The organism is Dethiosulfatibacter aminovorans DSM 17477 (assembly GCF_900142005.1).
Taxonomy (GTDB): domain Bacteria; phylum Bacillota; class Clostridia; order Tissierellales; family Dethiosulfatibacteraceae; genus Dethiosulfatibacter; species Dethiosulfatibacter aminovorans.
On sequence record NZ_FQZL01000029.1, the window covers coordinates 38407 to 49277 of the forward strand.

Annotated in this window: 8 protein-coding genes; 3 read left to right on the forward strand and 5 right to left on the reverse strand. The window is 40.0% G+C overall.

Going from position 1 to position 10871, the window contains the following annotated elements:
• Positions 1–470: 470 nt before the first annotated feature.
• Positions 471–1718, reverse strand: coding sequence for a putative manganese transporter (locus tag BUB05_RS14990; RefSeq protein ID WP_175548577.1), 1248 nt, complete (start codon positions 1716–1718; stop codon positions 471–473).
• A 189-nt stretch (positions 1719–1907) separates the two neighbouring features.
• Between BUB05_RS14990 and BUB05_RS14995 the strand changes: the two genes are divergently transcribed.
• From BUB05_RS14995 to BUB05_RS15005, 3 genes are read left to right on the forward strand one after another with little or no spacing between them, the layout of a single operon-like run.
• Positions 1908–3524 carry a response regulator gene (locus BUB05_RS14995; RefSeq protein ID WP_073050434.1) on the forward strand — a complete coding sequence of 539 codons (1617 nt, stop codon included), beginning with the start codon at positions 1908–1910 and terminating at the stop codon, positions 3522–3524.
• 1 nt (position 3525) lies between these two features.
• Positions 3526–5301: a sensor histidine kinase gene (locus BUB05_RS15000; protein WP_245819916.1), complete on the forward strand. Its 1776-nt coding sequence runs from the start codon at positions 3526–3528 to the stop codon at positions 5299–5301.
• Positions 5288–6271, forward strand: a complete 984-nt coding sequence (locus BUB05_RS15005; RefSeq protein WP_073050436.1) for a substrate-binding domain-containing protein — start codon at positions 5288–5290, stop codon at positions 6269–6271. Before BUB05_RS15000 ends, BUB05_RS15005 begins: the two co-directional genes overlap by 14 nt.
• A 115-nt stretch (positions 6272–6386) precedes the next feature.
• Here BUB05_RS15005 and BUB05_RS15010 read toward each other — a convergent pair whose 3' ends face one another.
• The 4 genes from BUB05_RS15010 to pfkA form a co-directional block, all read right to left on the reverse strand.
• On the reverse strand, positions 6387–7781 hold the full coding sequence (locus BUB05_RS15010) for a PTS fructose transporter subunit IIC (protein WP_073050437.1): 1395 nt from the start codon (positions 7779–7781) through the stop codon (positions 6387–6389).
• Between the two features lie 36 nt (positions 7782–7817).
• Positions 7818–8267 (reverse strand): PTS sugar transporter subunit IIA, encoded by a 450-nt coding sequence (locus BUB05_RS15015; RefSeq protein ID WP_073050438.1) that lies wholly within the window; start codon positions 8265–8267, stop codon positions 7818–7820.
• 228 nt (positions 8268–8495) lie between these two features.
• Entirely contained in the window at positions 8496–9212 is a 717-nt protein-coding gene (locus tag BUB05_RS15020; RefSeq protein WP_073050439.1) for a GntR family transcriptional regulator, read from the reverse strand.
• 170 nt (positions 9213–9382) lie between these two features.
• Positions 9383–10342, reverse strand: a complete 960-nt coding sequence (pfkA, locus tag BUB05_RS15025) for a 6-phosphofructokinase (RefSeq protein ID WP_073050440.1) — start codon at positions 10340–10342, stop codon at positions 9383–9385.
• Between the last annotated feature and the right edge of the window lie 529 nt (positions 10343–10871).

Genomic DNA, 10871 nt, shown 5'->3' on the forward strand with positions numbered 1-10871 from the left:
TTCTATTTTTCAAATGGTTAAAATGCTTTACAATTTGTAAACTTAATTATATACTACAATTAGAATAAACATTATTGAAAACATGTAGGAGAGTAAGAGTGAAAATTTTTTCAAATGTAGAAACAGCCAATGAAATTAAAAAAATCATAGCTGCCCAAACCGACCAACCTGGTAATGTAAGAATTTACATTGCAGGAATGGGTTGAGCGGGTCCAAGTTTTGGATTAGCTCTGGATGAGTTAAAAGATGGAGACAAGGCATGTGATTTTGAAGGAGTCAACTTCATCATTGAAGGAGATTTACATGATCAATTAGGCGATTTTAGAGTCGAGCACCGCCAAGGGGGTTACATGGTAGCGCCAGTCAATCAAGGACCTGCCAGTTGTGGTTCTTGTTCAGGGTCATGTTCCTAAGCTGTTAAAGATAAACATTCAAGTGAGGATTTTCGCTTGAATGTTTTTTTATAGCTTTTATATGGTGAATTCCAGCAAATAAAATACCAGTCCCATAATAAGGGCAGGCAAAGTCGTTATTAAGCTTGCCCAGAAGGAAGAGCGCAAATCTATTGCAAGCATGGGGAACAATCCGTCACCGTCCTGGGACAATGCATTAGCCAGCAGAGCTGCGAAGGGAATCATTCCTTTGAGGTAAAGAGAAACAAATATAATCTGTGGTCCGCATCCCGGTATCAATCCTATGACAGCCCCCAGTACTACGGCAGCTATTCCGGGCCCGGCCGAAGATATCATCGATTTAAGTATTTCTTCCCCTTCCGCAATGTTACCATGTCCTATCCTGAACATAACAAGGGATGAAATCATAAAGGCTACAAAAACCCAGGTGGTGATAAAGGCTGTTTCTTCGGCACTGTGGATGAACGCTTCCCTAAGGGACAAACTTTTCAGTTCCGTCTCTTCGTGGCTTTGTGCTTTTATGATCTTCTTTGACAAAACCATCACTACAATTGAAAATACAATTCCTACACTTCCTGTTATCCTGCCGGCGCCTTCAAATAATGCCTTGTCTATGTCAACCTGGAACATGAGAAGAATACCCATTATTAATCCTATTAACATTATTGTCCAATATATTGCAAAGGAACCGTGAGTGAACCGGTAACTGAGAGTTCCGTATTTTTCATGACCTTTGGACTTGTGATGGAGCACGATATCCATCTCGTCTCCCTCCTCATGACCAATATGGTCTATTTGCTTTTTCTTCAGTTCTGAATAACTTATTGTATGTGTTGCCTTCCTGTGCAATTCCGCCAGTTCATCTGGAGGTATTTTCCTTTCAACGTATCTTTTCAAAAGCATTTCGCCAATCCTTGAATTATCCACCAAATATCCTGTTGCTATTGCCGTGACAAGAGCTACGAAACTTACAACCACAAACTGGAGCGGCACAGTCGAAATAAGTACAAAAGCTGCATCTCCAGTTGTTGCTATCAAAGCGGCAATAATAGCACCAAAGCTTACTGTACCTTTGAAAAAAAGAGGAACAAGGAATATGACTCCACCGCATCCTGGAATGAGTCCGATGAAGGCTCCAATAACAGGTTGGAACTTCATTGTCTTTTCAATGGAAACGAGGGGCTCGTCATGCTTCTTGTAGTTTATGAAAGCCATTATAAGAAGTACGCATCCTACAAAAACAGCAACTTCAAGAAAGGCTTCTTCGGCGCTTGTTAATATAATTTCCAGAATATCTGTTTTCACGGATGCATCTCCTCCTTGACTGTACCAGCTATCTATTATATTGTCTATTCATTATTATTTTACCATATATTCATGAAGGTCTTCAATATGGATAAATTACCTCTTATTGTATTTTAAGTCCAACCTATATATGATAAAATTATATTAGGATTTATTTATCATGATAACAATTTGGTCGGGAGAGAAGATATGTACAAAGTCATGATTGTAGAAGATGAAATACCTATTAGAAATATCATATCGCGTATTATCGATTGGGAGCAGCTGGGATATAAGCTTGTTCATGAGGCGGATAACGGGCAGATGGCACTTGAATATCTGGAAGAGAATCCTGTGGACCTTGTGATTACGGATATATCCATGCCCTTTATGGATGGACTGGAACTTAGCAGGCAGATTCGCAAGAGCCACCTCAACATGACCATAATCATCCTGACAGGATACAATGAGTTTGATTATGCGCAGCAGGCCATTGATTTGAATGTTTCAAATTATCTGTTGAAGCCAATAACCAAGGATAGTTTTACGGAAACTCTGGGTAAAATCAAAATTGAAATGGACCAGAGGTTTGCCGACAAGAAGAATCTTGAGTTCCTCCGGAAGCAGTATGAAAAGAGCAAGGAGCTTATGATCGACAAATACCTGATGAATCTTATTCTAGGCTACTCTCAGCCCGATTTTAGCATGAGTGAGATGGAAATGGGAATCAATCTTGAAGCGAATTACTATCGGGTTGGTGTTATGACCATTAAGGATGGTCGTGAATCTGAAAAGGAATTTTGGGGAGAGGACAGACCCCTTCTTGAATTTGCAATTTACAACCTGACGGAGGAATTGCTGGCGAGAGTTGATCAGGACATAATCTTCTTCGGACCGGGTAATCAGATTTGTATGATATTTAAAGGGAAAAGTGAAGATCAAAGCGAAGAATTGAATGAACTGATAACAGGTCTGACAGATATTACGTTGCAGATTGATAATTTGTTTCATATGGATGCAACAATTGGACTCAGCGATGCATATTACGAGACGGGTGAGTTATCCTATGCCTATCAGGATGCCATTACTGCATTGGAGTATCAGGTGCTTGAAGGCAGTGGAAAAGTTATTCTGAAGACTGATGTCGAGAATAAGTCTTCCTTTGCTTTTAATAAATTTGACAAACAGATTGTCAGAATGGAGAATTTGATTAAGGTTGGAGACAAGGAAAACCTCCAAAAGGTTATAGATTACATTTTTTCCATGATTCATCATGAAAAGATTGATATTGAAGATTTCAGAACCATGCTGCTAAAGATCACCATCACAATTTTAAAGGCATACAACGATATAAGGCAAGTGGATGATGGCGAACAGGATATGGATTATACTATTTTCAGCCAGGTGTTCGAGATGAATGACTTTGATGATATTAAAGATTATTACATTGAACTTTGTGAAACCCTTTCAGGCAGAATAAAGGAAATCCGCAGGAATGAAGAACAGGGATATGTAAATTCTGCAATCAAATATATGGAAGAAAACTATTCCGACCCTTATCTTAACCTTGAAAGTCTGTGCAAGACTCTTTTCTTGAGTCCCGGGCATTTCAGCAGACTTTTCAAGCAGACAACCGGAGAGACTTTTGTGGATTATCTCACAAGATTGCGCATGGACCAGGCAAAATATCTCCTTGCCAACACCAGCCGGAAGATGTATGAAATCGCCAGAGCCGTAGGGTATGAAGATCCAAATTATTTCAGTTATAATTTCAAGAAGCATGTGAAGTCCACACCTTCTGAATGGCGCAGGAAGGGGCGTGGATGACATGATTGGAAAATGGCGCCAGCTCAGCATACAGAATTTGATTGCCATATCCTTTTCAATTGCCATAGTGATGATGATTACAATCATAGGAATTGTATCATTTCTTATAACGACCAGGACGGTGGATGAGAACACCAATGAGTATGTAAAACAGCTGGTCAATCAAATCAACTATGATATAGAGCACTATTTGAACAATATTGAAATTTCATTGAATACAATCAAATCGAATGAAGAGATTTACAGTTATTTTGAAATGGAAGAAACCGATTCCGAGCTTGAAGGCAATATTTCAGATATGCTCAATGACTATCTGGTATCCAGGAATGATGCTGTCAATGTTTTCCTTGTGCGAAAAGACGGTTCAGTCATAGTGAATGAAGGAGGCTATGAATTGAAACAGGATTTCCCCATGCCTATGGAAATGCATGATGTGAAATCTGCTGACGGGGAGTTCATGGATATATCCAATGCACATATTCAAAATTTAATCGTAGACAGATACAAATGGGTTGTATCATGCAGTACGGGTATTTTCGATGTTGAAAGTGGAGATTATCTTGGCACTGCAGTGATAGACCTGAACTTCAACTTGATTGATGATGTGCTTAACAATGTAAGTCTGGGTGAAAAAGGGTACATGTTCATAACGGATGAAGCGGGAAATATAGTTTATCATCCGAAACACGAACTGATTTACAGCGGGATCAGGCATGAAGATATCCAGCTGATCGTTGATTCCAAGGATGGTTATGTGTCAACAATGGAAGAAGACAGGGTTAAGGATTATATTATTTCCACATCCGATTATTCAGGATGGAAGGTGGTTGGAGCCGTTTATGTTGATGAGCTCAATCCTTATGAAAGGGTGACCAAACAGATTTATATCCTGTTGATTGGACTTTCACTGGTACTTGCCATACTGATTTCGGTAATCATTTCGAGGCGTTTTTTGCATCCTATCAAGGATTTGAATGACGGCATGAACAGGTTCAAGTACGGTGATCTGGATACTGTGGTTGATATCAAGGAGGAAAATGAGTTTGGAGAATTGGCTGATACCTTCAACGATATGACTGGAAGAATCAAGAATCTTGTGGAGAGGAACAAGCAGTCTGAAAAAGCGAAACGTAAATTCGAGCTTAAATCCCTTCAGTCTCAAATCAATCCCCATTTTCTCTATAATACTCTGGATTCCATTGTCTGGATGGCTGAAGCGGAAATGAACAGGGAAGTAGTGGAAATGACTGATTCACTGGCAAAACTGTTCAGAATCATTATAAACAGAGGAGATGAATTTGTCACTGTAGCCCAGGAAATTGAGCATATTGAAAGCTATCTGAAAATACAGAAGCTTAGATATGGTGAAAAGTTGAATTATGAGATTAAGGCGGACCCTTCGCTTCTGTCCCTTAGAATCGTTAAAATCATTATACAGCCTATAGTTGAAAACGCTATATATCACGGCATTAAGAAGCTGGCAACTCCGGGAATGATTTGGATCCGATTGACTGACAAAGATGAGTATATGGAGATTATCATTCAAGACAATGGAGTGGGAATGGATGAAGAAACTGTTCGAAAATTGCTTGAACCGGGCGAGAAAGGCGGCTCGGGCAAGGGTGGAATCGGTGTCTTGAATGTAGATCAGCGCATCAAACTCCATTATGGCGATGAATACGGCATAGATATTGAAAGCGAAGAGTTTGAGGGAACAAAAATAACAATGAAGCTGCCAAAGGTATTTACCAGGGAGGATGGAAATGAAAAAGAATAAAGTATCCTATTTTCTTGGAGGTTCCATTGGACTGCTGTCCCTTGTTCTGGTACTTTTATTGGCTAATATTGGTTTTGGGAACAGAAATGAATTGATATATTTTGTATCCAAAACCAGTTCCGAAAACAGTACATTCTGGCACAGTGTGGAACGAGGTGTCAAAGTGGCAGCAGATGAACTTGGTGTGGACCTTGTCTTTGCAGGTCCAGAACGTGAGTTGGACTTTGACGACCAGATCCGGTTCGTAAGGGAAGGAATCGAGGCAAGGCCTATGGCAATCATATTGGCTGCCAGTGACTACAATGTTCTGGCCGATGTATCCAGGGAAGTTTATGACAGTGGAATAACCTTTCTTACAGTGGATTCAGATGTCAATATTGAAGAAGAACACAGTTTTGTAGCAACAGACAATGTAGAAGCGGCAAGAATTCTGGGTGAAGAGTTGGCTGAATTTATGGAGGGGGAAGGAACTGTGGGAATCATATCCCATCTCGAAGGCGCTACTTCTGCCACTGACCGTGAAGAGGGGTTCAAGCAGGGGATAAGTCAATACAAAAACATGAAGATTGTGGATGAAATTCCATACAGCGGCAACGATACTGCTATAGCTTATGAAAAAACTAAGGCTTTTCTCGAAGATTATCCTGAAGTTACAGGCTTGTTCGGAACCAATGAAGCTACATTGATAGGCATAGCAAAGGCTATTGAGGATCTTGGACTTAATGACAGGATTATGGTTGTAGGATTTGATATAAGCGAAGAAGCGGCTTCCTATCTGGAGAAGGATATCATCAAGGCGATCATTGTTCAAAGACCATTCAATATGGGATATTTGAGTGTCAAGGAGGCATACAGGCAGGCTAAGGGCGGAAAGGGATCCGGATTCATAGATGTTGATGTTGTGCTTGTTGATAAGGACAACATGTTCCAAGAGGAGAACCAGAAATTCATAATTCCTTTCCTTGAATGATGGTGAAGGTCAAATTTGACAAGGAAAGGGGATGCTGAGCCAACTTCTGCTGGTTCAGCATCCCTTCTTTTTTATATCAGACAAATGTGCATATTGTTTTGAATTATAAGATCGTTTACTGAGCTGCCTTTAAAGATTGAACAGTTTCTACCGGCTTTTTCAGGAATCCTACAAGTGCTGCAGAAACAAGTGAACCTACCAGTATTGATACCAGATACATGCCAAGGTTTTCCACTGCGAAGAATACGAATATACCGCCGTGAGGTACGCTTAGTGTTGCATTGAATATCATTGACAGTGCGCCTGTTACTCCTGCTCCTGCCATGATTGATGGAATTACTCTTACAGGGTCGGCTGCTGCAAATGGGATTGCACCTTCCGTGATGAAGCTGATTCCCAGTACAAGGGCTGATTTTCCTGATTCTCTTTCTGCTGCCGTAAACTTGTTCTTGAATACGAAGGTAGCTAGTGCAAGGCCTATAGGGGGAACCATGCCGGCGGCCATAACTGCTGCCATTACTGCCGAACCTGTTCCTGCAACGAGTGTACCTGTTCCGAATGCGTAGGCTGCCTTGTTCAAAGGGCCGCCCATATCAAATGCCATCATAAGTCCGATTATCAAGCCCAGTACGGCGGCGCTGCTTCCTTCCATGCCTGTAAGGAAGTCGTTCATTGCAGTATTGATGGCTGCAGCCGGACCGCCTATGATATAGAAGAAGGACAAACCTACAATAAGTGAACCAAATACCGGTATTATGAGTACGGGCATGATGCCTTGAAGATTCTTCGGAAGCTTGATGTATTTTTTCATGGCTTCAACTACGTAACCTGCCATGAAACCTGCGATGATTGCACCAAGGAAACCAGCATTTATCTGGGTTGCAACGGAACCGCCAATCATACCTACTGCGAGACCCGGTCTGTCAGCTATTGAATAGGCTATGTAACCTGCAAGTATAGGAATCATGAGACCAAAACCGCCTGTGCCTCCAATACCCATGAGATATGCAGCCAAAGTGCCTTCTTCCTGGAATCCAATGTATCCACCGATTAGGAAGGAAAGTGCTATTGCAATACCTCCTGCAACAACGAAAGGTATCATGAAGGATACTCCATTCATCAGATGCTTATAAGGGCCTTTCCTTTCAGTGCTTTGCTTGGTCTTAAGATCTGCTTCTTTATTGTCAGTGTTTCTGCCTGTGCTGTATGCAGGAGCCTTCAAGGCCTGGTCTATTAGTTCGCTTGATTTTTGAAGGGCGTCGGCTACACCAACTGTAACAAGTTTTTTACCTTCGAATCTTTCCATTGGTACTGCAGTGTCTATTGCCAGTACGATGGCATCTGCTGCTGCTATTTCTTCAGCTGTCAGTTCATTCTCCACTCCGACAGAACCTCTTGTCTCTGTTTTGATTTTATAGCCTTTTTCTTGAGCTGCCTGCTCAAGTGCTTCGGCTGCCATGTATGTATGGGCTATACCTGTAGGACATGATGTTACTGCTAAAATTTTCATTATTATTCCTCCTATGATTTGATTATTGCCAATTGTTTATAATCCCAATTCGCTTGTTTCCAGTATGTCCATTATTTCCTTTGATGAGTTTGCATTTCTAAGTGAATCCCTGAATGGTTCCTTCATAAGCTTTCTCGACAAGGCTGCCAGTATCTTCAAATGTGTTGAACCTGCATCGTTTGCCGGCACTCCTATGAGGAAAACAAGGTCTACGGGATTTCCGTCCATTGATTTCCAGTCGATGGAATCGACAGTTGAGAACATAAAGAATGGTTCGTTGACTGAATCGGACTTTCCGTGAGGGATTGCAACACCAAATCCAACGGCTGTTGAAAATTCTTCTTCCCTCTTTAATATTGCTTCTATGTATGCATTTTCGTCATTTACTTTTCCGTTTTCTGAAGCTATTGATGTAAGTTTTTTCAGTACATCTTCTCTTGAGGAAGCTTCCAGATTAAGTTTAACCAGATTTTCATTGATAATCATTTTATTAACTCCTTTCGCATAACTTAGGAAAGTTAAACGTTTTCTTAGGTACATTATAGGACAGATTATGATTTAAAAACTTGAAAATCATGATGTGAAAATTGAAAAATCTGATATTTGTAATTAGGCTAAAAAATAAAAGCTCCCATTCAATAAATTGAATGAGAGCTTGATATTTAAGATCAGGATATTGTTTATTTACCCGAAAAGGGAAATTTGCTGATATATTTATCTTATAATATAATCGAATTCTTCTCCATAACCAATGGTCTTTGATACGTGGAGTATTTCTCCAGTCGTGCTGAATGACCTGCCGCTGATTTTAAGTAAAGGCGTATTCTTGGACTTTTGCAGCAGACGGGCGGTTTTTTGATCCGGACGAATGATGTTCAGAATCAATTCTCCGGCTACTACATCAATATTTTTTTCTTCCTTCAGATATTTATATATTGAACCGGTTAAGTCTATATCCAGAAGATAACTGTATTTCATGGGGAATATGTTTTCTTCTATAATACAAGGCATATCACCTACATAACGCAATCGAACAATTCTTACTGCTTCATCGCCCTCTTTTAGTTCGAGCCATTCAATCACTTTTGGATCATCTGGAACAAAAATTCCAGCTTCCAAAACCTTGGAACTAGCCTTCTGGCCATTTTCAAGGCAGATTTGGGTAAAACCAGTTCCTGGGCGCTTGAAATCTTTTTGCATTGAAGGTGTGGTGATAAATGTTCCTTTGCCCTGTTTTCTGTTTACCAATCCTTGTTTGACAAGTTCGGTTATTGCACTACGAATAGTTATACGGCTAACGCCATATTGCTCAGCCAGCTGACCTTCCGTAGGCAGTCGCTTTTGAGAACCAAAAGTTCCTTTTTGAATTTCTTCTTTGATTTTTTCTGAAATTTGTTCGTATAGTGGAATTATGCTATCATGATCTAACATTGTTATGCCCCCTTTCCATACTTAGAATATAACATCATAATACAATATATGACGAAAATGAATGACATTATAATATCATATAAATAATATTAATACAATACAAAATGTATAATATTTATTATGACTACATTCAACATGGACATATTATATGGATTTTTAACATAATTTTATTACATGGACAGTATCTTAGTCAGTTCGTAAGCTTCGTAATCAAATTGTTTTTCTATTTTCAGCGCTTCATCTATATCCATATTGAATATCACGTTGTCTTTAGTTCCCAACACAACATTTCCAGTCCCTCCAACGAGAAGCTCTGCTCCTTTGGCTCCCAGCCTACTGCCCAAAAGTCTGTCGTAAGCGGAAGGAGTTCCTCCTCTTTGTATATATCCCAATACGGTGCATCTGATGTTAACGTCAAATTTATTTGTAATGGCATCCTTTAATTCGTATGCATTACCAGAACCTTCAGCAAGCATTATTATACTGTGCTTCTTGCCACGTGCTTTTCCTCTCATAATTGTTTCGCATATTGTATCCATATCAATGGGCGCTTCAGGAATTATTACAACCTCTGCTCCTCCTGCAAGCCCTGAATAAAGTGCAAGATCTCCGCAATTTCTGCCCATTACTTCAATAATATTCGTCCTTTCGTGAGATGATGAAGTGTCTCTTATTTTGCTGATGGAATCCAGTATCGTATTTAATGCCGTATTGAATCCCAAAGTATATTCAGTATACGCAAGGTCGTTGTCAATAGTGCCGGGTATGCCTATGGTAGGGATACCTGCCAGGCTCAGCTTCCTGGCACCTTGGAAGGATCCGTCTCCACCGATTACAATTATTCCGTCAATATCCCTATATCGTATGTTGTCAAGAGCCTTGTTGAAGCCTTCTTCTGTTTTGAACTCTTCGCAGCGGTCTGTTCCAAGGATTGTACCGCCTCTATGGATAATATCGGCCACTGAGGACAAGTCCATGTGCTTAATATCATTTTCTATTAGGCCTTTATATCCCTTTTTAATGCCAAGTACTTCAATATTCCTGTAAATTGCATATCTTACAACGGCTCTGATTGCCGCATTCATGCCGGGAGCGTCTCCACCACTGGTCAGTACTCCTATTCTTCGCATAAAATTCCTCCTTGCCGGATTACGTTTTTCCCCTTTGCCAATTATAATTGTGAAAATAATGATGCTAATACATTTTAATTTTATATAAAAAGATATTAAAACATTATGATTTATATTAAAACATCATGTAATGTTTTGTCAATAGACTGTCGTAAAAAAGTAAACTTCCTTTTGATGAGATTTTTTTCAATTTAATTGTCAAGCATTTTAGAAAATGTCCCGAAAAAATAAAAACATGAGCACTGGACTTCAGTGCTTTTTGTGTGGGGAAAAGCCCGCATTTATTCCACGACCTATTGACGACGAGCCTCTGATGATATGTTGAGAAGCACCAGAAGCATCCCACCTGTAAAAAGGACACACTAAGAGGACATGTGATGCTTTGCACGAGCATAACATATCATCTTCTCATCATAAATAGGCTTTCGCGGCATAAACGCTAGAGTGAGTTAAAAACTGCCTGCGAGTTTGAAACCACTTCAAAAGGTTGGTCAAAATGCCTTTGACCTTTGACAAATTTCAAGAAAGA

What these genes read in the sequence shown, in the direction of transcription:
- BUB05_RS15000 (WP_245819916.1), top strand. Translation starts at nt 3,526, where the DNA reads ATGATTGGAAAATGGCGCCAGCTCAGCATACAGAATTTGATTGCCATA.
- BUB05_RS14995 (WP_073050434.1), top strand. Translation starts at nt 1,908, where the DNA reads ATGTACAAAGTCATGATTGTAGAAGATGAAATACCTATTAGAAATATC.
- BUB05_RS15015 (WP_073050438.1), bottom strand. Translation starts at nt 8,267, where the DNA reads ATGATTATCAATGAAAATCTGGTTAAACTTAATCTGGAAGCTTCCTCA.
- BUB05_RS15010 (WP_073050437.1), bottom strand. Translation starts at nt 7,781, where the DNA reads ATGAAAATTTTAGCAGTAACATCATGTCCTACAGGTATAGCCCATACA.
- pfkA (WP_073050440.1), bottom strand. Translation starts at nt 10,342, where the DNA reads ATGCGAAGAATAGGAGTACTGACCAGTGGTGGAGACGCTCCCGGCATG.
- BUB05_RS15020 (WP_073050439.1), bottom strand. Translation starts at nt 9,212, where the DNA reads ATGTTAGATCATGATAGCATAATTCCACTATACGAACAAATTTCAGAA.
- BUB05_RS15005 (WP_073050436.1), top strand. Translation starts at nt 5,288, where the DNA reads ATGAAAAAGAATAAAGTATCCTATTTTCTTGGAGGTTCCATTGGACTG.